Below are 25,169 nucleotides of genomic sequence, written 5' to 3'. Positions count from 1 at the left end.
AACACCATGCAGGCCGGGCAGGCGCCGCCGCCGCCCGGCAAAAACACGATAAAAGGAACTGAAGATGGCAACTCCTCACATTAATGCCGAAATGGGTGATTTCGCTGACGTCGTATTGATGCCGGGCGACCCGCTGCGCGCGAAGCACATTGCAGAAACTTTCCTCGAAGACGTGCGTGAAGTGAACAACGTTCGCGGCATGCTGGGCTTCACCGGTACGTACAAAGGCCGCAAAATCTCCGTGATGGGTCACGGTATGGGTATCCCATCCTGCTCCATCTACACTAAAGAGCTGATCACCGATTTCGGCGTGAAGAAAATCATTCGCGTAGGCTCCTGCGGTGCAGTACGTATGGACGTTAAGCTGCGTGATGTGGTTATCGGCATGGGCGCGTGCACGGACTCTAAAGTTAACCGTATGCGTTTCAAAGACCATGACTTTGCCGCCATCGCTGACTTCGGCATGGTGCGTAACGCGGTTGACGCCGCAAAAGCGCTGGGCGTAGACGCACGCGTGGGTAACCTGTTCTCTGCTGATCTGTTCTATGCACCAGACGGCGGCGAGATGTTCGACGTGATGGAAAAGTACGGCATCCTGGGTGTGGAAATGGAAGCGGCTGGGATCTACGGTGTCGCGGCTGAGTTTGGCGCGAAAGCACTGACCATCTGCACCGTGTCTGACCATATCCGTACGCACGAGCAGACGACCGCTGCTGAGCGTCAGACCACCTTCAACGACATGATCAAAATCGCGCTGGAATCCGTTCTGCTGGGCGACAAAGAGTAATGTTGTACTGCCGGGCGGCGTTCGCTGCCCGGCATGCTCTTCCCGGTTACAAATACACCACGCTGATGGTCGCCTGACCGTCAAACTCCGTATCTTCCGTTAAAGACAGATTCTTCAGATTCTCGACCGCCAGCGACACGTTCAGCGGGAAAGAGACGCTCGTGACCGCCATCGGGTCGTTTTTGCCCGCCGGCGCAACGCTCATCAGACCCAAATCTTTATTGGCGATGGTACCACCGTTGGCTTTCTGCCAGCGGCTCACGCCCGCTCCCGCGGTCACGGCCGTACGGATAGGCTCAGCGTTATTGCCGTTCGCCGTCACATCGCCTGGCGTGGTGTAGATGGAGTACGCGCCGATGTTTTTACCATCGTGCGTTTTGCCCAGCCCAAAGGTGCTCATCGCACCGCGAAGCTCACCGCCGTTAGCATTGGCGTTTTTCACCTTCAGGTTACTGCTGCTGCCCGTGCTGGCGTTGGAATCGGTACGGTTATCCGCAATGCTCCAGCCCACCTTTGTTGGCGTAGGGCAGTTGATCGTTAGCATCACCCCTTTTTCGCCCAGCTGCGTGGCCTGGGTTTGCGACAAATCGCCAATATGAATCCTGCCAAAATCGATCACGCCATTATTGCTCAGCTCCGGTACACACGAGGCACCGGCAAGCGAGGCTTTGACTTTCAGCACGGCGGTATCGCCCGCGTGTGCGGATGTGGCCGCCAGGGCCAGCGCGACAACGAGTAAACATTTTTTCATTGTTAATCCTTAACATAAATAAAAAGCATGACATTGCGGGGTATTAACCCGTCAGTATTTGTAACGGTAGTGCTTTTCTACGCTTCACGCAGGCAGGTACCTGACGCGTGAATGGGGTTATTCCTGTGTTAATAATTCCCAGGCCATATTGCTCTCAAGAAGGGTATTGTCAGCAACATGACGAAGCTGGCTGTTATTAATGACGGGAACAATCTTAAGGGTGAAGCTCATGTGTTTACCCCGCACCGGCACGGCATTTTGCCGGGCAACGAGACCTTCATTATTTTTGATAAACGCGCGTTGCGTCGGGCTGGAGGAGGGCGTAAAACCGATACGGTCCGTCGTTTTCGCCAGCGTGCAGGCATGCCCGTCAACTACCATATTGTCGGCAATAATGGCCAGTCGCCCGTCCTGACCAAAGAGAACCCCCCCGTTGACGCCGGCAGTGGACTGCAGAAACAAGGCCATCACTCTCGGCTCGGGGCAGAAGACGTTGGCCGTAATTTCTTTGGCCGGCATCCGGTTCCAGTTCTTCTGCGAGGCGGCGATATCCGACGGTTTGAGTTTTCCAAACGAGACAACAGGCTGCGAAAACGTAACCTGACACTCTTCACTGGACGCGCGTGCGGAGAAGAGCAAAATCATGCTGGCAAACGCCGCGAATAAAAGGGAATAACAGGTTTTCACTGGCACATTCCTTCTGCTTTTTCGTAATAGGACTCGGTATTTTTGTCTTCGCTGAGCGAATACGTGATATGGCAAATTTTTGCCATGTTGTCGTCCACCACATACAGGGCGGGCGCATCCGTGGCGTCGGGAATAAACACGCTGCCGTTATCCATTACGCTGACGATATAACGGCTATCTTTATCCACCACGCTAAGCCCTCTGGCGAGCCATGACCCGTCAGGGCGTTTCACGCTCAGCATTAGACGACGCGTGTTCAGCACGTGGAAATCCACCTGCGCGAATGAGCCGTAAGCTGCGGAAACGGTCTGTATCCCGTTCGATAAATCCATTCCCTGTGGCAGGGAGCTGGCATCAATGACAATCTGAGAGGTTTGCCACTCGCGCAGACCCGGCACCACGGCTTGTCCCCACGCATCGGTCCAGACGGTTCCATCAGGCGTGGCGATTTGAATACCGCTTTCCGGCTCGCTTAATCGCGCAATGCCAAAGGTGTCTTTAATCGGGTAGGGTGCAAACGTAATGCCATGACCATGCAGGGCGATGCCGCCACTGAGGGAGGTGCTGTAATTATGCTGGTTCCCGTCGTTCAGCCCTGCGGCCATGCCCAACTGTGTGTAGTGCAGGTTGGTGCTGACATTGCCGTTAAACGACTGGGTCTTGTCCTGATTGTCGCGATCGACCGAGAGGTTGTAATTGGTGTTTTGACCCCACGATCCGCTGTCCTGAATACCGAGGTTTTGTTTTTCACCCTGGCTGCGCATATAGGTACTGATGCGCTCAGTACCAAACGGAATGACCAGATTAAGATAGAGCAGGTCGCCATCACTTGTGCCGCCCTTCTCCGTCTCACTGCTGCTGAGGGCGTGCTGCCAGTTCACTGAGAGCGACGTGTGCCCCAGACTCTTGCCCCAGGAGACCATCAGGTAGCGGGAGCTACTGCTCTCTTCATCCCCGGCATTCTCGCTGTACTGGAATGAAAGCGAGCCAACCCATGCGTTGTTCCAGTTGAGGCTGGTATTCCAGGCGCTTTGATAGCGCTGGGATTCAGCGTCCATCGCCTCGTTTAACTCCCGGTAGCCGGTGCTGTAGGTTGATGCGCTGACCCCAAGCGTGAGTTGCTCGGGCAGGGAAAGGTGACTTTGCAATTCTATCTTGCGGCCATTTTGTTGACCGTAGAACTGCGCGCGGCTCATCTGAATGCTGGGAGAAAGGAGCCAGTACTCGGCTGGCGACCATTCCAGCATCGCCCCGAGGGCCTGATACTGCTCTGCCAGCACGCCCGCCGTGACGCCGGTGAGCTGGGGCGTAAACCGGGTTCCGTCAGAAAAATTAAATACCCAGGGCGACCCCTGTTCATCCCCGGTATCGCGAACTTTACCCAACGAGACGCTGAGCCCTTCGGTGCGCGTCATCCCGCTCACGTTCAGTGAGGAGGAGGGAACCGTAAACGTCGTGGTGGAACCGTCGGTTTCGACCACGCTGATGTCCAAATCCACGTTGCCACGCACCACCGGGACATCGGTCAGAGTAAACGGACCGGCATTCACCAGCGAAGAGTAGATAACCTGCCCGGACTGACGAACGTCAACGCGCGCCTGGTTGGTGCGGGCGATGCCGGAAATGGTCGTCGCCGGAATATTCGGTTGCAGGCCCGTTTCCGGCAGGAACTGAACGCCATTAATTTGTGCGCCACTGAACAGCGCCGAGTTGACGTTAATCTGCCCCGCCTGAATGCGAAGTTTCCGTTCTTCGAAGACGTGTTCCGCGTAGGTATAGAGATTCTCTGTGCTGCGGGTTCCGTTATCGTCGGTCAGGATAAAGTTGCTGCGCAGCGTCCAGTTCGCCACGTTGAGACCGGCGCCAATATTGCCCTGGGAAAAGGTACTGTTTCCGCCGCTGCCGTACTCGTTGTAGTTGCTGAACGCACTGTAATTGATAAGACCCGCCGCACCGCCGTGCGCGTAGTATTTCGCGGCATAAAAACCATTGTCCATCGCCTCTGCGGGAACATAAATCTCAAGCGACTCCGCGTTGGGCAGCAGCGTGACGGTGGCCGTCGGGTAATCTTGCAGAAGATTATGGCAGGGCTCTTTTGCATCGATATTCAGCGGGAGAAGACCTGCCGCACGGGTAAAGTCATCATCCAGACACAGTTGCCCTTCCTCTCCCACGCGGATCGCAAGCGTGCCTTTATCGACGCCGTTAATTTTTACCTGCACGGCATGCGGCCCCGGCAGGTATCGCTGGGCCTGGGAGAAGTAGTGGGCGAGGTTGGTGCTGATACCCCGGGTCGCCAGAATATCGGTATTAAAATCCATACCGGCCGCCGATACCGACTGGGCGGGCAATGTCAAAGCCCCCAGTATGGCGGCGCGAAGCGTCTGATTACGCAAAGAGAACTCAATCACCAAAACATCCCTGTCTTACTGGCGCGTCAGGGAAGCGGTAAAGCTCTCAACTTCAATCCCGTAGCGGCTGGCCGGATTGAACTCAATGGCGTTATCGGTGCCGTTAACCGGGGTGTCGGTCTGCACCGTCATGGTCTCTCCCGGCAGGATAAACGTCTTGTTGACCAGACCTTCCGTATGCGAAGGCAGTAAGGTGACAGAGGTGGAGAAACGGACCACGTAGGCGGACGGATTCTGCACCTTGACCTCTTTCCCGGTGACTGACCAGGTCAGTAATTTCCAGGCGTCGGTGACCACCGGCAGATCTTTGGGATGGATCAGGACCGGTAAATCCTGACGCAGGTTGATCCCGACCTTCACGTTTTTATCCGTGCTCTTGGGCGGAATACCTTCGAACACCACGCGTTTGTACTGTTCAACGCTAAGCGGTTTGTCGGTTTCAAGAATAAAGCGAACCTGTTGCTCCTGGCCTGGCTCGAGGCGCACCACCGGCTGGGTGACGTTGAGTTTTACCCCCTGGTCGCCCCCGATATCCCGGATGGAGGTATAAAGCAGGGTGGGAATGCTGTCGGTGTTTTTCACGCTCATGACGCCGCCGTGGTTCGCTTCGTCAATCAGCAGCAGGGTGGTTTCAGGCACCATTCCGGCGGCAAAAAGCGAAGCCGGAAGGGCGAGGCACAGTGAGCAGATCAAACGTGTTGATGTGTGGATCGTAGACATAGTGGGTTTCATTCGCTGGTCAGGAAAAAAACTCCCCATGTAACTGGAGAGTTTTGCGTCAGGGGGCTGGATTAGAGGTAAACCAGGGTGATCGTTGACTGGCCTTCAAGCTCGGTTTTGTCGGTCAGGGTCAGCTTGTCGCTTGGGGCTACGGCCAGCGCAATCTTCAGCGGGAATGCCGCGCTCATGAAGGCTAAAGGCGCACGCTGGCCGCTTTTGGAAACGGTCATGACGTCGGTGCCATCGTTGGAGAGGATGCCGCTGGTCCACATGTTCATCCAGCTTCTGCTGCTGATCGTGCCGCCGGTATACAGGGTAGCCGCGATAGGCTGTACCGCCGCGCCGTCTGCGGTAACGGAGGTCAGGTAGGTAGAAATGGCATACGCACCAATGTTCTCGCCGGCGCTGGTTTTACCTACGCCGTTCAGTTGACTGGAGCCAGATGCCTGGCCACCGTTTGCGGTAGCGTTATCCACGTGGAACTGGTTGGCTGGCAGGCTGGCACCGGCGTTGGAGTCCGCACGATCGTCGTGAAGCGTCCAGCCCACGCGTGTGGCGGACTGGCACTTGATGGTCAGGGTGACATCTTTATGGCCTGCCTGATATGGCACGCTGGAGGAGAGGGAGTCCAGACCGATTTCACCGAAGTTGGCCAGACCCCCGTTGCTGATTTCCGGCACGCAGCCTGCGCTGGTCAGTGAGCCCTGTACTTTGAGCATGGCGGTCGGTTCTGCGCAAACGGCTGTTGCCGCCATGGATAGCACGGTGGCAAGAAGAAGCTTTTTCATTGTTATTCCTTAACCTGAAAGAGAGTGACTAAAAAAGATATTTTTAGTCCGCAAAGTGCTTGCATGAATACACGTGTTAAATAACAAGCGCCGCTGATTCTATTAATGATTCACAGAATGCAATAATTAGATTTTCTAACGAGCACATTGAGATTTTATTAAGTCATTACAATCAGATATGAATGGATTTATATTCTGCTTTAAAACGGCGGAATATCTCCGCCGGAGAAAAGAAAACATGACCTTAACGTATCAGAGATAAACCAGCGTAATGGTGGTTTCGCCGCTCAGTTGAGCTTCATCAGTCGTGGTCAGGCGATCGGTATTCACAATGGCCATCGAGACTTTAAACGGGAAGACGACGTTGGTAATCGCCAGCGGAGAAGATTTGCCTGGGGTGGTCGCCGTCATAATTTCTGCGTTACCGTTGGCAATAATACCGGTACTCAGGTTACGCCACATGTATTCGCCATTGCTGTTGACGTACGCCGGGGCATAAATGGCCTGAGCCGGAAGACCATTGGCGGTAACTTCATTCACGCGCGTTGCGATGGCATACGCCCCAATCTTTTCGCCCGCCGCCGTGGTGCCAACGCCATAGGTCGTACCAGCGCCCCAGGCATCACCCCCGTTATCCGCCGCATCGCGGATGTAGAACTGGCTGGACGTCAGGTCATTTGCCGCATTGGTATCTTCTTTATTGTCCGCGATGCTCCAGGCCACTTTGGTCGCTGAAGGGCAGGTAATGGTTAACGACATGTCCTTTTGACCCATCTGATTCGTCTGGGTAGGAGAAAGTTGATCCAGGGCGATGGTGCCAAAATCGATTGAACCGCCATTGCTTAATTCAGGCGTACAGGACGCATTATTCATTTTGCCTTTCACCTTCATCACAACGGTAGAGTCGGCGAGCGCAGCGTGAGAAGCCACGGCAATCAGAGTGGCGAGAAGAAGTTTTTTCACTGTTATTCCTTAACCAAAAAGTGGACATTTTCTTGTGTGCGTATAATTAACGTATTGATTCACAAGCGCGGGAATTCTATTAATGGTCAGAGTTATTTGTGAAATGAGAAATTCTACACTCGGTTGTGAGTTTAATTAAGGGCTGTAAATACAATCATGTATGTATTTACGTCTTGCGAATAATATGATGGATGCAGTATGAATAAAGGAATAAAAAACGGCGAATTAAATTCGCCGTCAGAGATACGTTATCGCCTGAGCGATAATTTAATTAGAGGTATTTTAGCGTAATGGTCGCCTGACCATCCAGTTCGGTATCTTCGGTAATGCTCAGTCTGTCGGTATTTCTGATTGCCATGGAGACTTTCATTGGGAATACGGCTTCGGTAAAGGCCATCGGCACGAGCTCACCCGGTTTGGCGACGGACATGGTTTCGTAGTCATCCAGAACAAGACGACCCGTCGTATTTTTTTTCCATTTAGTCAGATTAGTGCCTCCCGCGGTAATCGCATCAGCAGGTGCGCCGTCTACCGTGACATATGGCAGGTTGGTATACACTGACCATCCGCCAATCTTCTGACCTTCTTTGGTAAAACCTAAACCGCTTGTGTACTGAGGGCTGAATGTCGAGCTGCCATCAACGGCAGAATCATCGACTTCAATATAATGGCCGTCAGCCAGACTGTCTTTGCGGTTGTCGTACATTGTCCAGCCGACTTTGGTCGCAGAATTACAGGTAATTGTCATGGTGATATCACGCTGGCCGAGCTGGTTATCCTCAGTCGCGCTCAGTGAGCCCATTGATATTTTGCCATAATCTACTGCACCGCCGTTGCTCATTGTAGGAGTACATGACGCGTTGGTCAGTTTGCCTTGCACTTTCATGACGGCGGTGTTAGCCGCATGGGCTGCGGTCATGGACGTTGCCGCAGCGATGGCCGCGACAAGAAGAATTTTTTTCATTGTTGTTCCTTAACGAAGAGAAATTATAGAGCTGTCGACTAGTAATGTAATCAATAGGTTTTATATATGGGTGTAACCACGGGCAGTAGTATATTGTGGCTGCTCTAAATGGTGTATTTAGAATTTCTAAACGGGCAGTAATGAAAATATAAAAGCATAGATGGTGTGAATATTTTCACGCTTTTTACAGGCATATTTCCGCTTTTATTGTTCAATTTATTATTGAACGTTATTAGCGGTTTTCGTAAGGCCGGGAAACATTCAATGCCCTTCCCGACGATAATATAATATTTTTTAATAAGATGGGCCAGTCTGGATCCCTGAAGCCTGCTTAAAAAATAAGAATAAGACGTTATCGCGTAAACAGGTTACATCACTCGCCCGGCGAAGCACGCCGGGCAACATAGTTTAGCGTACCGCCTGCGAAAGCCAGGCAGAAAGCTCGCCCAGCTCAATTGCCTGATCGGGGAACTCGCCACGTAACGCCTCACATGTCAACTGCACCGTGTCGGCCCGATACAGGCAGCCCTGTAAGCGGTTGGCCAGCGCCTCCAGCGGCGCAGGGTTCAGACTGTCCGTAAAGACCTGCGCCCGGGTAATGTGGCCTTTTTCCACGTCAAAATGAAGCTCCACGCCGCCCCAGGTGAAGCGCTCGTCCAGCAGGTGCGAGAAGGCCGGCGCCTGACCAAAGTTCCACTCCCAGCTGCTCTGACGGGCAAAGGTTTCCGCAAAGTTTGGCAGGTCAGGGGTGTTATCCGGGGAGATCACTTCGGCTTCGACCTGCTCGCCGTAGTGAGCGAAAAACGCTTCGCGGATGGCATCGCAGATCTGTTCGTGGGTGATGCCCGGCAGTAATTCGATCAGGTTGGCGACGCGGCCACGCACGGAGGTGATACCTTTGGCCTGCAGTTTTTTCTTATCGGGATTAAGGTAATTCGCAAGACGGCTGAGGTCGGCATTCAGCAACAATGTACCGTGATGGAATCCCCGGTCCAGGGTTTCACGGTAGGCGGAGCCGGAGACTTTGCGATCCCCGTCGGGGGTTTTGACGACCAGATCGTTGCGGCCTGACGCTTCGGCAGTCACGCCCAGCGATGTCAGGGCGTTAAGCACAATCGCGGTGGAAATGGTTTTATCGTATTCAGGTTTGCCCGCCATAAAGGTAAAGCAGGTATTGCCGAGGTCGTGAAATACCGCGCCGCCGCCGCTGCTGCGTCGCGCCAGGCGGACGTTATCCTCTTCCATACGCCGGGTATTACACTCTTTCCAGGGATTCTGCGCACGGCCAATCACCACCGTATCGGCGTTGCGCCATAAAAATAACACCCGTTGAGTGGCTGGCATCTGACGGAAGATGCACTCTTCTACCGCGAGATTGAACCAGGGATCGTGAGAGTCAGAGATAAGCAGGCGTAACGTCGTCATGGCAAAGTTCCTTTTCCGAATCGTAAGCCTACTTTATCACTATTCTTTCTTATCGCCCTCGTCCTCTTCGGGCACCGATTTACTGGCGGTCAGGAGGAAAGGCGATTGCTGCCAGCGGGTGCGTTTACCCTGCAGCAGCGTGCGTGCCAGCACCACACCGATGGCCAACGAGAGCAGCAGCATCAGGCGCAAAATATTGGTGGTGTTGTCCACCTGTTTTGCTTCGGTGGGCAGGGTGTGGGTGTCGAGCGTCAGCCGCAAATACCCGAGCGGACCATTTTTCCCCTGCACGGGTTCGACGATCTGCTGATTGAAATAGCCGCCGGCTTTTTTGCCGTCCAGCGCCAGCCTGTCACGGACGTCAACGTGCTCACCGGCACGGGCGATCAAGTCGCCCTGTTCGTCATAGACACCGGCATCAAGAATGCGGCTGTTTTCGGTTAACTGGCGTAATATCTGACCTATGCGCTTCTCGTCCGGCGTTTCGGTGCGCATCGCCGGGGCGATGTTGAGCGTGACCTGACGCGCCAGAGTACGCGCCAGTTCCTCAAACTGCGGGTTACGTTGCCGCTGGTGGTTCTGGCTGAACCACGATGCCCCTTGCATCAGCGCGACCAAGAGTGCGAGACATATCAGGACAATCACGGCACGATGAAGTCGGAATTTCAGTTTTGCGCGAGCCATATTCCACCTGCTGAAAATTTACGGCTTAATGTTGCCAGAAGTGATGGTTACAAGGTAGCCTCATGCGTTATTTTCCCTCTGGAACCTTCCGGCGCGAACGAATTCACAGGAGCTTCAATGCCGAACATTACCTGGTGCGACCTGCCTACGGATGTCTCTTTATGGCCAGGATTGCCGCTCTCTTTAAGTGGTGATGAGGTGATGCCTCTGGATTACCACGCTGGCCGTAGCGGCTGGCTGCTGTACGGACGCGGCCTGGACAAGCAACGCCTGACCCAATATCAAACCAAACTGGGTGCAGCGATGGTCATTGTGGCGGCCTGGTGCGTAGAGGATTATCAGGTCATCCGCCTGGCAGGTTCCCTGACGCAGCGCGCGACCCGTCTGGCGCATGATGCCGGCCTGGACGTGGCGCCTCTCGGCAAAATTCCACACCTGAAAACGCCGGGTCTGCTGGTGATGGACATGGATTCCACCGCCATCCAGATCGAGTGCATCGACGAGATCGCCAGGCTTGCCGGCAGCGGCGAGCTGGTGGCCGATGTGACCGAACGCGCGATGCGCGGCGAGCTGGATTTCACCGCCAGTCTGAGACAGCGCGTGGCGACCCTGAAAGGGGCGGACGCGAACATCCTGCGCCAGGTGCGTGATGAGCTGCCGTTAATGCCGGGGCTGACGCAGCTGGTGCTGAAGTTAGAAACGCTGGGCTGGAAAGTGGCTATCGCCTCGGGCGGGTTCACCTTCTTCGCCGACTACCTTCGCGACACGTTGCGCCTGACCACCGTGGTGGCGAATGAGCTGGAAATCATGGACGGCAAGCTGACCGGCCAGGTGATCGGCGATATCGTGGATGCCCAGTACAAAGCCAATACCCTGACCCGTCTGGCGGAAAAATATGAAATTCCTGTCGTCCAGACCGTTGCCATCGGTGATGGCGCGAACGACCTGCCGATGATCAAAGCGGCAGGCCTTGGCATTGCCTACCATGCCAAGCCTAAAGTGAATGAAAAGACGGAAGTCACCATCCGTCATGCTGACCTGATGGGGGTGTTCTGCATTCTCTCCGGCAGCGTGAATCAGAAATAACGAGGTAAACCGTGGCGAAAGCTCCAAAACGCGCATTTGTCTGTAATGAATGTGGTGCGGATTATCCGCGCTGGCAGGGGCAATGTAGCGCCTGTCATGCCTGGAACACCATCACCGAAGTGCGTGGTGTGGCGGCTTCGCCGAGCGTGGCCCGCAATGAACGCCTGAGCGGTTATGCCGGCAACGCCGGTGTCGCGAAAGTGCAAAAGCTCTCGGATATCAGCCTCGAAGAGCTGCCGCGTTTCTCGACCGGCTTCAAAGAGTTTGACCGTGTGCTCGGCGGGGGAGTGGTGCCGGGCAGTGCGATCCTGATCGGTGGTAACCCGGGAGCGGGTAAATCAACACTGCTGTTGCAAACGCTCTGCAAGCTCGCCGAACAGATGAAAACCCTGTACGTCACCGGTGAAGAGTCCCTGCAGCAGGTGGCGATGCGTGCGCACCGTCTGGGCCTGCCAACCGGCAACCTCAACATGCTTTCGGAAACCAGCATCGAGCAAATCTGCATGATTGCCGAAGAAGAGCAGCCGAAGCTGATGGTTATCGACTCCATTCAGGTGATGCACATGGCGGATATCCAGTCTTCACCGGGGAGCGTGGCGCAGGTGCGTGAAACCGCCGCCTATCTCACGCGCTTTGCCAAAACGCGCGGTGTGGCGATTGTGATGGTCGGCCACGTCACGAAAGATGGCTCGCTGGCGGGGCCGAAAGTGCTGGAGCACTGTATCGACTGCTCCGTCATGCTCGACGGCGATGCCGATTCCCGTTTCCGTACGTTGCGCAGCCACAAAAACCGTTTTGGTGCGGTGAACGAGTTGGGCGTGTTTGCCATGACCGAGCAGGGGCTGCGTGAAGTCAGCAACCCGTCTGCCATCTTCCTCAGCCGGGGCGATGAAGTGACCTCCGGTAGCTCGGTGATGGTGCTCTGGGAAGGGACGCGTCCGCTGCTCGTGGAAATTCAGGCGCTGGTGGATCACTCAATGATGGGTAACCCACGGCGTGTGGCCGTTGGCCTGGAACAAAACCGCCTGGCGATCCTGTTGGCCGTACTGCACCGCCACGGCGGCCTGCAGATGGCGGATCAGGACGTGTTCGTCAACGTGGTCGGCGGGGTCAAAGTCACTGAGACCAGTGCGGATCTGGCGCTGCTGCTGGCAATGGTCTCCAGCCTGCGTGACAGACCGTTGCCGCAGGACCTGGTGGTGTTTGGTGAAGTGGGTCTGGCCGGGGAGATACGCCCGGTGCCTAGCGGCCAGGAGCGCATCTCCGAGGCGGCGAAGCACGGCTTTCGCCGCGCCATTGTGCCCGCCGCCAACGTGCCGAAAAAAATCCCGGAAGGGATGCAGGTCTTTGGCGTGAAGAAACTCGCAGATGCGTTAAATGTCTTTGACGACTTATAATTACGTATTCGATTTTGCAGGAGGCACCGTAATTTATGTCATCATTTGACTACATCAAGACCGCAATCCGCCAGAAAGGCTGCACGCTGCAGCAGGTGGCGGATGCCAGCGGCATGACCAAAGGCTACCTGAGCCAACTGCTGAACGCCAAAATCAAAAGCCCCAGCGCACAAAAGCTGGAAGCGTTGCATCGCTTTCTGGGGCTTGAATTCCCGCGTATGCAAAAGAACGTCGGCGTGGTATTTGGCAAGTTTTACCCGCTGCATACCGGGCACATCTATCTGATCCAGCGTGCCTGTAGCCAAGTGGACGAGCTGCATATCATCATGGGTTACGATGAAACCCGCGACCGTCAGCTGTTCGAGGACAGCGCCATGTCGCAGCAGCCAACCGTGCCGGATCGTCTGCGCTGGCTGCTGCAGACCTTTAAGTACCAGAAAAACATTCGTATTCATGCTTTTAATGAAGAGGGCATGGAGCCGTATCCGCACGGCTGGGATGTGTGGAGCAATGGCGTCAAAGCGTTCATGGACGAAAAGGGGATCACCCCGAACTGGATCTACACCTCTGAAGAGTCCGATGCGCCGCAGTTCCGCGAGCATCTGGGCATTGAAACCGTGCTGATCGATCCAAAGCGTACCTTTATGAACATCAGCGGGGCGCTGATCCGCGAAAACCCGTTCCGCTACTGGGATTACATCCCAACCGAGGTAAAACCGTTCTTTGTGCGCACCGTTGCGATTCTGGGCGGCGAGTCGAGCGGGAAATCGACGCTGGTCAACAAGCTGGCCAACATCTTTAACACCACCAGTGCGTGGGAGTACGGGCGTGATTACGTCTTCTCACATCTGGGCGGTGACGAGATGGCGTTGCAGTACTCCGACTACGATAAAATCGCGCTCGGTCATGCGCAGTACATTGATTTCGCGGTGAAATACGCCAATAAAGTGGCCTTCATTGATACCGATTTCGTCACCACCCAGGCGTTTTGCAAAAAATACGAGGGACGCGAGCATCCGTTTGTGCAGGCGCTGATAGACGAATACCGCTTTGACCTGGTGATTTTGCTCGAAAACAACACCCCGTGGGTTGCCGACGGGATCCGCAGCCTCGGCAGTTCCGTCGACAGAAAAGAGTTCCAGAGCATGCTCATCGACATGCTGCACGAAAATAACGTGGAGTTTGTGCATGTGGAGGAGTCAGATTACGACAGCCGTTTCCTGCGCTGCGTAGAGCTGGTGAAAGAGATGATGGGGGAGCAGGGGTAATTCCCTCATCCTAACCCTCTCCTGAGGGAGAGGGCCGGTGTGAGGGGGAACATCCCCCTCAATACTCAACCACCACTTTGCCACGCATATGCCCGTCCAGCACTTTTCGGTGCGCTTCGGTGATGCTTTCGACGCTCAGCCCGTGTAGCGTTTCGCTCAGTGAGCTTTCCACCACGCCGTTATCCACCAGCTTCGCAACCTCGTTTAAGATCTCGCCCTGACGCGCCATGTCGGCGGTCTGGTACATGCTGCGGGTGTACATAAACTCCCAGTGCAGCGCGGCGGATTTGGATTTCAGCTTATCCTGGTTCAGCGGATGTGCGTTCTCAACGATGGAGCAGATATGCCCCTGCGGTGCGATCAGTTCACTGACGGCATCCCAGTGGCCGTCGGTATCATTGAGAATGAAAATGTAATCCACAAACGTCAGGCCCTGTTTAGCCAGTTCACCTTTCAGGTCCCGGTAATTCACCACGTGATCGGCACCGCGATCGCGACACCACTGAGCAGAATCTTCCCGCGAGGCGGTCGCGACGATCTTCACGTTGCTGCGATGTTTCGCAAACGGGATCGCCAGCGATCCTACGCCGCCCGCGCCGCCAATAATGAGCAGCGTTTTGTCCGGGCCGGCATCCTGGATATTCAGCCGTTCAAACAATCCTTCCCAGGCGGTGAGGGCGGTTAACGGCAAGGCTGCTGCGGCAGCCCAGCCGAGGCTTGCCGGCTTATGCCCGACAATGCGCGCATCGATCAGCTGATGGGTGGTATTGCTGCCCGGGCGGGTAATATCGCCCGCGTACCACACTTCATCCCCCGGTTTAAAACCGCTAACGCCTGCACCCACGGCTTTCACAATGCCGCTGGCGTCCCAGCCGAGAACGCGTGGTTCCGTCAGGCCGCTTCTGACGATACCCGCGTGAACTTTGGTATCGACCGGGTTGATGGAAACGGCTTTTACCTCAACCAGCAGATCGTGCTCGCCGGGCTGCGGCATCGGTTGGGTAATTTCAATGAAATCAGCAGGACTGTCTGGATTAACGGCAATGGCTTTAACTGACATGGTGAGCTCCTTTAGGGAAAGCGTGTTGTTGAGACTAGTCTATTAAGTGCTCAGTCGCGTGATAAGATGGACAATTAAGAACGAAGTGTTCGTACAGGATGAACAATCATGTTTAAACAACTTCAGGATATGGCGCTGTTTGCGCTGGTGGCAGAGTTGGGCAGCTTTACCGCGGCGGCACAGAAAGCTGAGCTGCCGAAATCCAGCGTCAGTCAGCGAATCAGCCAGCTTGAGCAGCAGGTGGGGATCCGCTTGCTCAACCGTACTACGCGCAGGCTGAACCTGACGTTCGCCGGCGAGCACTATCTGGTTCACTGCCGCGAGATGCTGGCGGCAAGTGAACGGGCGGAGTACGCCATTCAGCGGCTGCGTGAAAACCCCAGCGGTCGGCTGCGCATCACCTGTCCGGCTGGGATCGGCGCGACGCTGCTGGCGCATTTGAATGCGGAGTTCCAGCTCCGCTATCCGGACGTTTCGCTTGACGTGTCCATTTCTGACGACGTGCTCGACCTGGTCGAGTCAGGTTTTGACGTGGCGCTGCGTACCGGTAAGCCGCAGGACTCCTCCCTGATTGGCCGTATGATCGGTCATTGCCCGCGCTATATGCTGGCCTCACCGGCTTACCTGGCGCGCCGGGAGCCGCTGACGCATCCCCGGCAGCTGGTGGATCACCGCTGTATTACCCACAAGGCGTGGTCTGAGTGGCTGCTGCAAAGCGAAAGTGAGGATTACCGTTATCTGCCGGATAACGCCCATCTGACGGATAATCTGGTGTATGCGCGCGAATGTGCCATCGCCGGCGCCGGGATCACGCTGCTTCCCGCTTTTTTGCTTGAGGATAAGGTTGAAAAGGGCGCGCTGGTGAAGGTGCTGCCGGAGTGGAACGTCGAGGGGAACGATCTGTGGCTGGCTTACCCGAGCCGCAAGCTGAACTCGCCGGCGCTGATGCGTTATATCGACTTTGCGATGCAGTGTGATGAGGTGAAGCGGTTTTACGTGGGTGGGTGAACGGTGCGTTACTCACAGGGTGTAGGAACAAACAAAAAAAACGGCAACTGACGTTGCCGTTTTACATTTATTTCGCGATACGTTTGTACTTAATACGTTTCGGCTCCAGCGCATCCGCGCCCAGCGTACGTTTCTTGTACTCTTCGTATTCGGTGAAGTTACCTTCGAAGAACTCCACTTTCCCTTCGTCCTGGTAGTCCAGGATGTGGGTTGCGATACGGTCAAGGAACCAACGGTCGTGCGAGATAACCATTGCACAGCCCGGGAACTCCAGCAGGGCGTTTTCCAGTGCGCGCAGGGTTTCAATGTCCAGGTCGTTGGTCGGTTCATCGAGCAGCAGCACGTTACCGCCAACCTGCAGCAGTTTGGCCAGGTGCAGACGACCACGTTCACCACCGGAGAGCTCGCCCACGCGTTTACCCTGGTCGGTGCCTTTGAAGTTAAAGCGGCCAACGTAAGCGCGGCTTGGCATTTCAGTGTTACCGATACGCATGATATCCAGGCCGCCGGAGACTTCTTCCCACACGGTTTTGCTGTTATCCATGGCGTCACGGAACTGGTCAACGGAAGCCAGTTTCACGGTTTCACCCAGAGTGATTGAACCACTGTCTGGCTGTTCCTGACCGGACATCATGCGGAACAGGGTGGATTTACCCGCGCCGTTCGGACCGATGATCCCCACGATGGCACCTTTCGGTACGGAGAAGGTCAGGTCGTCAATCAGCAGGCGATCGCCATAAGACTTACGCAGATTGGTGACTTCAACCACTTTATCCCCCAGACGTGCGCCAGGCGGAATAAACAGTTCGTTGGTCTCGTTACGTTTCTGGTATTCGGTGTTGTTCAGCTCTTCAAAGCGTGCCAGACGGGCTTTGCCCTTAGACTGACGGCCTTTAGCGCCCTGACGAACCCACTCCAGCTCTTTCTCGATAGACTTACGACGCGCGGCTTCCTGAGAGGCTTCCTGCGCCAGACGCTGGTCTTTCTGCTCCAGCCAGGAGGAGTAGTTGCCTTCCCATGGAATGCCTTCACCACGGTCAAGCTCCAGGATCCAGCCTGCAACGTTGTCGAGGAAGTAACGGTCGTGGGTGATCGCCACAACGGTACCTTCGAAATCGTGCAGGAAACGCTCCAGCCATGCCACGGATTCCGCATCCAGGTGGTTGGTCGGTTCGTCGAGCAGCAGCATGTCTGGCTTTTCCAGCAGCAGACGGCACAGCGCCACGCGGCGGCGTTCACCCCCGGAGAGGTTCGCGATTTTCGCATCCCAGTCTGGCAGACGCAGGGCGTCAGCGGCGCGCTCGAGCTGCACGTTCAGGTTGTGGCCGTCATGTGCCTGGATAATCTCTTCAAACTTGCCTTGCTGAGCGGCCAGTTTATCGAAGTCCGCATCCGGTTCAGCGTATTTGGCATACACTTCATCCAGACCTTTCAGTGCGTTAACGACGTCAGAAACCGCCTCTTCAACGGATTCACGAACGGTGTGTTCCGGGTTGAGCTGAGGCTCCTGCGGCAGGTAGCCAATTTTGATGCCAGGCTGCGGACGGGCTTCACCTTCGATGTCTGTATCGATGCCGGCCATGATGCGCAGCAGGGTGGACTTACCGGCACCGTTGAGACCCAGAACACCGATTTTTGCGCCCGGGAAGAAGCTCAGCGAGATATTTTTAAGAATATGACGTTTCGGCGGGACAACTTTGCCGACACGATGCATGGTATAAACGAATTGAGCCACGTTGGACTTCGCCTCTTTTATCGTGATGAGAAAGAATATCAGCCTCGAAGTGTAGCCTTTTTCCCGTCCTAATCCCAGCCAGGAACGTCGGGAGTGTTAAAACGCGCAAGAAAGGTAAAAAAGTGTCCGCGACGTGGCGCGTTGCAGGATGCCTGGTTAGCATAAGTTAATTAGACTTTGACGTGGCAAGACGCTGCAATTGACGAAAAAACAATGAGGAAGAGCTTGTGGGAAAAGCCAAACAGGTGGTCTGGCGTCTGCTGGCTGCCAGCGTATGCGTGATGGCGGCAAGCCAGGCGGTGCATGCCGATTCACTGGATGAACAACGTAATCGCTACGCCCAGATTAAACAGGCGTGGGACAATAAGCAGATGGATACCGTGCAGGCGCTGATGCCGACCTTAAAAGCGTATCCTCTCTATCCATATCTGGAGTATCGGCAGATCACTGACGATCTCATGAATCAACCCACGGTCACCGTGAATAACTTTATTCAGGCGAACCCGACGCTGCCGCCCGCGCGGACGCTGCAGTCTCGTTTTGTGAACGAGCTGGCACGTCGTGAAGACTGGCGTGGGCTGCTGGCGTTTAGCCCGGAAAAACCGAACACCACCGAAGCCCAGTGTAACTATTACTATGCGAAGTGGGTTACCGGACAGCAGGAAGAGGCCTGGGCAGGCGCGAAGGATCTGTGGTTGACCGGAAAAAGCCAGCCAAATGCCTGTGATTCCCTCTTTGGCGCATGGCGTGCGTCAGGTAAGCAGGATCCGCTGGCGTACCTTGAACGTATTCGCCTGGCGATGAAAGCCGGAAACACGCGGCTGGTTACCACGCTTGCGGGACAAATGCCGTCTGATTATCAGACGATCTCAACCGCCGTCATCGCCCTGGCGAACGATCCGAACAGCGTACTGACCTTTGCCCGCAGCACCGGCGCGACCGATTTTACCCGCCAGATGGCCGCAGTGGCTTTTGCCAGCGTGGCGCGTGACGACGTGGAAAATGCGCGGCTGATGATCCCGCAGCTGGTGCAGGCGCAGCAGCTCAATGAAGATCAAACTCAGGAGCTGCGCGACATTGTGGCGTGGCGACTGATGAGCACCGATGTAACCGACGAGCAGGCGCGCTGGCGAGACGATGCGATTATGCGTTCGAACTCCACGTCGCTGGTGGAGCGCCGCGTGCGTATGGCGCTGGGGACGGGCGATCGCCGGGGGCTGAACACCTGGCTTGCGCGTCTGCCAATGGACGCCAAAGAGAAAGACGAATGGCGTTACTGGCAGGCGGATCTGCTGATGGAGCGCGGGCGTGACGATGAAGCCAAAGAGATCCTTCATGCGCTGATGCAGCAGCGTGGGTTCTATCCGATGGCGGCCGCACAGCGTTTGGGTGAGGAGTACACGTTCCGCATTGATAAAGCCCCTGCTAACGCCAACCCGGCGTTGACTCAGGGGCCAGAAATGGCGCGCGTTCGCGAGCTGATGTACTGGAACATGGACAATACCGCCCGTAGCGAATGGGCGAATCTGGTGACCAGCCGTACGACCGATGAGAAGGCACAGCTTGCCCGCTATGCCTTTGATAACCACTGGTGGGATCTGAGCGTGCAGGCAACGATCGCTGGCAAGCTGTGGGATCATCTCGAAGAGCGTTTCCCACTGGCCTATAAAGATCTGTTTGAGCGCTACACCAGCGGTAAAGACATTCCGCAAAGCTACGCCATGGCCATTGCCCGCCAGGAGAGTGCGTGGAACCCGAAAGTCCGTTCTCCGGTCGGGGCCAGCGGCCTGATGCAGGTGATGCCGGGAACCGCGACGCACACGGTGAAGATGTTTAACATCCCGGGATACAGCAGCCCGTCACAGCTGCTGGATCCGGAGACCAACATCAATATCGGTACCAGCTACCTGCAGTATGTTTATCAGCAGTTCGGCAATAACCGCATCTTCTCCTCGGCGGCGTATAACGCAGGCCCGGGCCGCGTGCGCACCTGGCTTGGCAACAGCGCCGGGCGCATTGACGCCGTCGCGTTTGTGGAAAGTATTCCGTTCTCGGAAACCCGCGGCTACGTGAAGAACGTATTGGCTTATGACGCCTACTATCGCTATTTCATGGGACAAAAAGATACCCTGATGAGCGATGCTGAGTGGCAGAGACGTTACTGATGGGGGCGGGTTGTGTTATGCTGTACTCGTTAATGAGTACAACAGGCGGCATAACATGACCCAGCATTCCCCGTATTCCTCGGCAATGGCCGAACAACGTCATCAGGAGTGGCTTCGTTTTGTGGAGTTGCTCCGCCAGTCTTATGACCAGGATCTGCATTTGCCTTTATTGCAGCTGATGCTGACGCCGGATGAGCGTGAAGCCCTGGGCACACGCGTGCGGATCATCGAAGAGCTGTTGCGCGGTGAGATGAGCCAGCGTGAGCTCAAAAATGAGCTGGGCGCGGGTATCGCAACGATCACCCGCGGATCGAACAGCCTGAAATCCGCACCGGTGGAGCTGCGTCAGTGGCTGGAGTCTGTGCTGCTGGGCGCTCAGCGATAAATCGCGTTATGGAACGGGCTCAGGGCCAGAATCACCGCCTGGTGGTAAACGCCTGAACGCGTTAGTGCGCCAGCGGTAAAGACGCCAATCGCGCCTTCTTTGCGGCCAATTTCATCGATGCCGGTGTACTGAGACATCACCGGCCCGAGCGCTTCACCCGCGGATACTTTTTCCAGAATGATTTTTGGCAGCGGCAGGGTTGCTGAACGCGCTTCTCCACGCTGTTCACGGTTCTCGATGACCACCCAGCTGAACGTCGCGCCTTCGTCGATACCCGCTTCAATTGCCACCCAGAAGTCAGCATCCGGTGCGGCAGCCCTGGCGTTTGCCACGCGATTTCGTGCGCCAGCGCGCGTTTCCTCGCTGCCAAATGGCTGTTCAGGCACGCCGCTCTCGACGCCGATGGCATCAATATGGCAGGATCCTTCGCCGAAAATCTCTTCGAATGCCCTTAGAATTGCCTGAATTTTGGCAGGATTGGTGGTAGCAGAGACAACATGGTGCATAATTAAGCTCGATTCAAAAAAAACTCATCGCAGTATAACGGAAAAAAAGCATGTTACAGGTATACCTTGTTCGCCACGGTGAGACGCAGTGGAACGCCGAGCGACGTATTCAAGGCCAGTCAGACAGTCCTCTTACTGAAAAGGGTGTGCAGCAGGCGTGGCAGGTGGCAGAACGCGCCAGAACGCTGGGCATTACGCATGTTATCACCAGCGACTTAGGTCGCACACAGCAGACGGCGCGCATCATTGCCGATGCCTGTGGTTGTGATGTCATGATCGAGCCGCGTCTGCGCGAGCTGGATATGGGCGTGCTGGAAAAACGGCATATTGATACGCTGACGGAAACGGAAGAGGGCTGGCGTCGCACGCTGGTCAACGGCACCGAAGATGGCCGTATTCCGGAAGGCGAATCCATGCAGGAGCTGAGCGTGCGTATGCATGCCGCGCTGGCGGAATGCCTGAAGCTTCCGGCCGGGAGCCGTCCGCTGCTGGTGAGTCACGGTATTGCGCTGGGCTGCCTGGTGAGCACGATTCTGGGGTTACCTGCGTATGCAGAGCGCCGTTTGCGTCTGCGCAACTGCTCTATTTCCCGTATCGACTATCAGGAAAGCGCGTGGCTGGCGTCAGGTTGGGTCGTAGAGATGGCAGGGGACATTTCGCATCTTGATGCCCCTGCACTTGACGAACTTCAGCGTTAACGACGTATCGGAATTAAGAATTCCATACGCAGATTGATTGGGCCTTCTTCCGGTTTAGCATCGCTTGCCGGATAGTAGCGCTCAATATCCTGACCTTTACGGCGATTCAGGTTCAGCATTGGCATGCAGGTTCCGTAAACGGTCAGGATAAATTCCTGTACACCCGTTCCCAGCCCTTCATAAGCGAACATCACGTATTCGCCGCCTTCCAGCACCACGGGCTTTGAACCCTGAATATAGCCATTCGCCAGCTCTGGCGTTAACGCGGTGGTGTAGAACACCTCCTGCTCGTCGTCTTTTTCCTGGCTTGGGTGCGTTTCGTTGAGACCATACAGGATGGGCGGGATCGCCGGTGCATGGCTCAGGAAGTCGCGCCAGAACTGAACGCGCATCTGATGACGGAATTCGGAAATCTGCTCCAGCGAACAGGAGTAGCTTTGCGTCGTACCAATCAGGTGCGTTTCTGGCAGGGTGATAAATTCATATTTCGGCATTGCAAACTCGCCCAGACGCAGCGGCGGACGCATGCCAAACGAGCTCCAGTCAGGCGAGCGGCGATAGAGCGCTGGCGTTAACGAGAACTGTTTTTTAAAGGCGCGGGTAAAGGTTTGCTGCGAGTCGAAACGATATTGCAGTGCAATATCCAGAATCGGCCGCGCGGTCAGGCGTAATGCCACCGCTGATTTTGACAGACGACGTGCGCGGATATAGGCCCCGATAGCATGACCGGTGACATCCTTGAACATCCTTTGCAGATGCCACTTGGAATAGCCTGCTTTAGCCGCCACATTATCCAGTGACAAAGGCTGGTCGAGATGACCTTCCAGCCAGGTGAGCAGGTCGCGAATAATTCCAGCCTGATCCATATACTATCCTCATCCTTAAAACAGCAGGTGCCTGATAACAGGTTAGCGGATAATAGCATTTTTTGATGTTTTAGCATTCAGTGTTTTTTTTGCTCATTAATGCCTTTTGTTCCTCGTTTTGGGTGAATATATTCTAATCCTGTGATCTTGCTACATTTTTGTCTACAGTGTTGAATAATCGCTCAGCGTAATTCTTAAAAATGGTAACAATATGAAATACAAGACTTTGATCTTCACTGCCCTGATGTTGACGGTGGGGCACGCCGCGCAGGCGGAACAGATTGGTTCTGTCGATACCGTTTTCAAAGTGTTCGGCCCGGACCACAAGATTGTGGTGGAGGCGTTTGACGATCCGGACGTGAAAAACGTCACCTGCTACGTTAGTCGGGCGAAAACCGGGGGCATTAAAGGCGGGCTTGGGCTGGCTGAAGATACCTCCGATGCGGCAATCTCCTGCCAGCAGGTCGGTCCTGTGGAGCTGAGTGACAAAATCAAAAACGGCAAAGCGCAGGGCGACGTGGTTTTCCAGAAACGGACCTCGCTAGTGTTTAAAAAGCTGCAGGTGGTGCGTTTTTATGATGCCAAACGCAACACGCTCGCCTATCTGGCCTATTCCGACAAAGTGGTTGAAGGTTCACCGAAAAACGCCATCAGCGCCGTGCCGATCATGCCGTGGCACTAATTCAGGGATGAATCATGCAGCAACCTCTGGTCTGGCTGGTTGAGGACGAAATCAGTATCGCCGACACGCTACTCTACATGCTTCAGCAGGAGGGGTTTGCGGTGAAGGCTTTCGGGCGTGGGTTACCGGTACTGGAAGAGGCGCGGCGGCAGGTCCCCGCGCTGGCGATTCTGGATGTCGGGTTGCCTGACATCAGCGGCTTTGAACTCTGCCGTCAGCTTCTGGCGCAGCATCCGTCACTGCCGATCCTCTTCCTGACGGCGCGAAGTGACGAGGTGGATAAGCTGCTCGGGCTGGAGATGGGCGCGGATGATTATGTCGCTAAACCCTTCTCCCCGCGTGAAGTCTGTGCCCGGGTGAGGACTATTCTACGGCGGTTACAAAAATCCACCGCCCCCGCCGAGATCGTGCGTATCGGGCAGTTTGAACTGAACGAACCCGCCGCCAGAATCAGCTGGTATGGGGAGCCTTTACCGCTCACGCGCTACGAGTTCCTGCTGCTCAAAACATTGTTGCAGGCGCCGGGCCGGGTCTTTTCTCGCCAGCAGCTTATGGACAAAGTGTGGGGCGAAGACGGCGATAGCTTCGATCGTACCGTGGATACGCATATCAAAACCTTGCGCGCCAAGCTGCGCGCGGTCAATGACGGGCTTTCGCCCATCAGTACCCATCGCGGGATGGGTTACAGTCTGGGGCTTTATTAATGCGTATTGGCATGCGTCTGCTGCTGGGCTATTTCCTGATTGTCGCTATCGCCGCGTGGTTTGTGCTGTCTATCTTCGTGCAGGAGGTCAAGCCCGGCGTGCGCAGAGCCACCGAAGGCACGCTGATTGACACCGCGACCCTGCTGGCGGAAGTGGGGCGAGACGACCTGCTCGCAGGCAATCCGCAGGAGGGCCAGCTGGCGCAGGCCTTTTCACGGCTCCATCAGCGGCCGTTTCGCGCCAACATTGGCGGCATTCATAAAGTCCGCAACGAGTACCACGTTTACATGACCGATGCCACGGGCAAGGTGGTGTTTGATTCGGCGGGCCTGGCGGTAGGAAAAGACTACTCCCGCTGGAATGACGTCTGGCTGACGCTTCGCGGGGAATATGGCGCGCGCAGCACCCAGAGCAACCCTGACGATCCGGAAAGTACGGTGATGTATGTTGCCGCACCGGTCATGGACAGGGGCAACATTATCGGCGTGCTGTCGGTCGGAAAACCTAACAGCGCCATGGCACCGGTTATTCACCGTAGCGAGCGGCGGATCCTGTGGGCGGGTGGGGCGCTGCTCGGCATTGCCCTGCTGATTGGTCTGCTGGTGGCGGGATGGATCAATCGTTCCATTGGCAGATTGTCGCGCTACGCCGATGCGGTGACCACGGACACGCCTCTCCCGCTGCCTAACCCCGGCAGCAGTGAGCTACGAAAGCTGGCGCAGGCGCTGGAAAATATGCGCATTCGCCTCGAGGGTAAGAATTACATCGAGCATTATGTGCATGCGCTTACTCACGAACTCAAAAGCCCGCTGGCGGCAATCCGCGGCGCGGCAGAGATCCTTAATGAGCAGCCGCCGCCGGCGGTGGCCGCGCGGTTTATCGATAATATTCTGGTGCAAAACGCGCGTATGCAGTCGCTGGTGGAAAAACTGCTCTCTCAGGCGCGTCTTGAAAACCGGGTAGAGATAGAGCCGGTGAGCGTGAGTATCAGCACGCTGTTTTCACGGCTTGCGGATTCACGCTCCGCCGTTATCACGGCGAAAAATATCATCCTGACCTGCCAGCCCACTTCGCTGCAGGTGCAGGGCGACCCCGAGCTGCTTGAACAGGCGCTGGGCAATTTGCTGGATAACGCCATCGATTTTACCCCGCAGGGCGGGACGCTTCAGCTGGCTGCCGAGGAGACGCCAACCGAGATCCGGCTTACCGTAAGCGACAGCGGAAGCGGGATACCGGACTATGCCATGGCGCGTATTTTTGAACGTTTTTACTCGCTCCCCCGCGAGAACGGGTTGAAAAGCAGCGGGCTGGGTCTGGCATTCGTGCAGGAGGTGGCGCGTCTGCATCAGGGGGACATTGCTCTGCATAACCAACCAGAAGGCGGCGTGAAAGCCACGCTGACACTTCACCGTCACTTCACATAACTTCA

The 25,169-nt window shown here is 55.7% G+C and carries 24 protein-coding genes; 11 read left to right on the top strand and 13 right to left on the bottom strand.

What is annotated here, in order from left to right; all coding sequences use genetic code 11:
- Positions 1 to 64: 64 nt before the first annotated feature.
- Positions 65 to 787 carry a purine-nucleoside phosphorylase gene (deoD, locus tag L466_RS02065; protein ID WP_013095492.1) on the top strand — a complete coding sequence of 241 codons (723 nt, stop codon included), beginning with the start codon at positions 65 to 67 and terminating at the stop codon, positions 785 to 787.
- A 46-nt stretch (positions 788 to 833) separates the two neighbouring features.
- Here the strand turns inward: deoD and L466_RS02070 are convergent, their stop codons facing one another.
- The 9 genes from L466_RS02070 to L466_RS02110 form a co-directional block, all read right to left on the bottom strand.
- Entirely contained in the window at positions 834 to 1,538 is a 705-nt protein-coding gene (locus L466_RS02070) for a DUF1120 domain-containing protein (protein WP_025205508.1), read from the bottom strand.
- A gap of 117 nt (positions 1,539 to 1,655) precedes the next feature.
- On the bottom strand, positions 1,656 to 2,225 hold the full coding sequence (locus tag L466_RS02075; protein ID WP_223398459.1) for a DUF1120 domain-containing protein: 570 nt from the start codon (positions 2,223 to 2,225) through the stop codon (positions 1,656 to 1,658).
- Complete coding sequence (locus L466_RS02080) at positions 2,222 to 4,636, bottom strand: fimbrial biogenesis usher protein (protein WP_032681696.1); 2,415 nt, start codon at positions 4,634 to 4,636, stop codon at positions 2,222 to 2,224. The genes L466_RS02075 and L466_RS02080 overlap by 4 nt, the downstream gene beginning before the upstream one ends.
- 15 nt (positions 4,637 to 4,651) lie before the next feature.
- Complete coding sequence (locus tag L466_RS02085; protein WP_044867940.1) at positions 4,652 to 5,356, bottom strand: fimbria/pilus chaperone family protein; 705 nt, start codon at positions 5,354 to 5,356, stop codon at positions 4,652 to 4,654.
- Between the two features lie 71 nt (positions 5,357 to 5,427).
- Complete coding sequence (locus L466_RS02090; protein WP_014168534.1) at positions 5,428 to 6,144, bottom strand: DUF1120 domain-containing protein; 717 nt, start codon at positions 6,142 to 6,144, stop codon at positions 5,428 to 5,430.
- Between the two features lie 252 nt (positions 6,145 to 6,396).
- A complete protein-coding gene (locus L466_RS02095) occupies positions 6,397 to 7,107 on the bottom strand; it encodes a DUF1120 domain-containing protein (RefSeq protein ID WP_020885275.1) in 711 nt (236 codons plus the stop codon).
- Between the two features lie 271 nt (positions 7,108 to 7,378).
- Positions 7,379 to 8,071: a DUF1120 domain-containing protein gene (locus L466_RS02100; RefSeq protein ID WP_032681695.1), complete on the bottom strand. Its 693-nt coding sequence runs from the start codon at positions 8,069 to 8,071 to the stop codon at positions 7,379 to 7,381.
- Between the two features lie 408 nt (positions 8,072 to 8,479).
- Complete coding sequence (gene lplA / locus L466_RS02105; RefSeq protein ID WP_032681694.1) at positions 8,480 to 9,496, bottom strand: lipoate--protein ligase LplA; 1,017 nt, start codon at positions 9,494 to 9,496, stop codon at positions 8,480 to 8,482.
- 39 nt (positions 9,497 to 9,535) lie between these two features.
- A complete protein-coding gene (locus L466_RS02110) occupies positions 9,536 to 10,180 on the bottom strand; it encodes a YtjB family periplasmic protein (RefSeq protein ID WP_020885273.1) in 645 nt (214 codons plus the stop codon).
- A 117-nt stretch (positions 10,181 to 10,297) separates the two neighbouring features.
- Between L466_RS02110 and serB the strand changes: the two genes are divergently transcribed.
- From serB to nadR, 3 genes are read left to right on the top strand one after another with little or no spacing between them, the layout of a single operon-like run.
- Positions 10,298 to 11,266, top strand: a complete 969-nt coding sequence (gene serB, locus L466_RS02115; RefSeq protein WP_020885272.1) for a phosphoserine phosphatase — start codon at positions 10,298 to 10,300, stop codon at positions 11,264 to 11,266.
- An 11-nt stretch (positions 11,267 to 11,277) separates the two neighbouring features.
- On the top strand, positions 11,278 to 12,663 hold the full coding sequence (gene radA, locus L466_RS02120; protein ID WP_014168542.1) for a DNA repair protein RadA: 1,386 nt from the start codon (positions 11,278 to 11,280) through the stop codon (positions 12,661 to 12,663).
- A gap of 35 nt (positions 12,664 to 12,698) precedes the next feature.
- Complete coding sequence (gene nadR, locus L466_RS02125) at positions 12,699 to 13,931, top strand: multifunctional transcriptional regulator/nicotinamide-nucleotide adenylyltransferase/ribosylnicotinamide kinase NadR (protein WP_014168543.1); 1,233 nt, start codon at positions 12,699 to 12,701, stop codon at positions 13,929 to 13,931.
- Positions 13,932 to 13,989: 58 nt separating this feature from the next.
- Here the strand turns inward: nadR and L466_RS02130 are convergent, their stop codons facing one another.
- Entirely contained in the window at positions 13,990 to 14,991 is a 1,002-nt protein-coding gene (locus L466_RS02130) for a zinc-binding alcohol dehydrogenase family protein (protein ID WP_032679592.1), read from the bottom strand.
- Between the two features lie 108 nt (positions 14,992 to 15,099).
- Here L466_RS02130 and L466_RS02135 point away from each other — a divergent pair, with 108 nt between their 5' ends.
- On the top strand, positions 15,100 to 15,999 hold the full coding sequence (locus L466_RS02135; protein WP_032681692.1) for a LysR family transcriptional regulator: 900 nt from the start codon (positions 15,100 to 15,102) through the stop codon (positions 15,997 to 15,999).
- Between the two features lie 67 nt (positions 16,000 to 16,066).
- Here L466_RS02135 and ettA read toward each other — a convergent pair whose 3' ends face one another.
- Positions 16,067 to 17,734, bottom strand: a complete 1,668-nt coding sequence (gene ettA / locus L466_RS02140; protein WP_014168546.1) for an energy-dependent translational throttle protein EttA — start codon at positions 17,732 to 17,734, stop codon at positions 16,067 to 16,069.
- Positions 17,735 to 17,961: 227 nt separating this feature from the next.
- On the opposite strand from ettA, the gene sltY reads away from it, so the two are divergent.
- Both sltY and trpR read left to right on the top strand, forming a co-directional pair.
- A complete protein-coding gene (gene sltY, locus L466_RS02145) occupies positions 17,962 to 19,899 on the top strand; it encodes a murein transglycosylase (RefSeq protein WP_014168547.1) in 1,938 nt (645 codons plus the stop codon).
- A gap of 55 nt (positions 19,900 to 19,954) precedes the next feature.
- Positions 19,955 to 20,284 carry a trp operon repressor gene (gene trpR, locus L466_RS02150; RefSeq protein WP_020885267.1) on the top strand — a complete coding sequence of 110 codons (330 nt, stop codon included), beginning with the start codon at positions 19,955 to 19,957 and terminating at the stop codon, positions 20,282 to 20,284.
- On the opposite strand, the gene yjjX is transcribed toward trpR, so the two are convergent.
- Positions 20,275 to 20,790, bottom strand: a complete 516-nt coding sequence (yjjX, locus tag L466_RS02155) for an inosine/xanthosine triphosphatase (protein ID WP_014168549.1) — start codon at positions 20,788 to 20,790, stop codon at positions 20,275 to 20,277. The genes trpR and yjjX overlap by 10 nt on opposite strands.
- 50 nt (positions 20,791 to 20,840) lie before the next feature.
- On the opposite strand from yjjX, the gene gpmB reads away from it, so the two are divergent.
- Positions 20,841 to 21,488, top strand: a complete 648-nt coding sequence (gpmB, locus tag L466_RS02160; RefSeq protein ID WP_014168550.1) for a 2,3-diphosphoglycerate-dependent phosphoglycerate mutase GpmB — start codon at positions 20,841 to 20,843, stop codon at positions 21,486 to 21,488.
- On the opposite strand, the gene robA is transcribed toward gpmB, so the two are convergent.
- Positions 21,485 to 22,354: an MDR efflux pump AcrAB transcriptional activator RobA gene (gene robA, locus L466_RS02165; RefSeq protein ID WP_014168551.1), complete on the bottom strand. Its 870-nt coding sequence runs from the start codon at positions 22,352 to 22,354 to the stop codon at positions 21,485 to 21,487. The two genes, gpmB and robA, sit on opposite strands and share 4 nt — an antisense overlap.
- 211 nt (positions 22,355 to 22,565) lie before the next feature.
- Between robA and creA the strand changes: the two genes are divergently transcribed.
- Genes creA through creC form a run of 3 tightly spaced genes read left to right on the top strand, consistent with a single transcriptional unit; the run spans position 22,566 to position 25,164 of the window.
- Positions 22,566 to 23,036: a protein CreA gene (gene creA / locus L466_RS02170; RefSeq protein WP_014168552.1), complete on the top strand. Its 471-nt coding sequence runs from the start codon at positions 22,566 to 22,568 to the stop codon at positions 23,034 to 23,036.
- A gap of 14 nt (positions 23,037 to 23,050) precedes the next feature.
- Positions 23,051 to 23,740, top strand: coding sequence for a two-component system response regulator CreB (gene creB / locus L466_RS02175; protein WP_014168553.1), 690 nt, complete (start codon positions 23,051 to 23,053; stop codon positions 23,738 to 23,740).
- A complete protein-coding gene (gene creC, locus L466_RS02180; RefSeq protein ID WP_032681691.1) occupies positions 23,740 to 25,164 on the top strand; it encodes a two-component system sensor histidine kinase CreC in 1,425 nt (474 codons plus the stop codon). The genes creB and creC overlap by 1 nt, the downstream gene beginning before the upstream one ends.
- The last annotated feature ends 5 nt before the right edge of the window (positions 25,165 to 25,169 follow it).

Origin of the sequence: Enterobacter sp. BIDMC 30, assembly GCF_000534355.1 — a bacterium.
Lineage (GTDB): Bacteria > Pseudomonadota > Gammaproteobacteria > Enterobacterales > Enterobacteriaceae > Enterobacter > Enterobacter ludwigii.
This window is presented reverse-complemented; position numbering and strand designations above follow the sequence as displayed.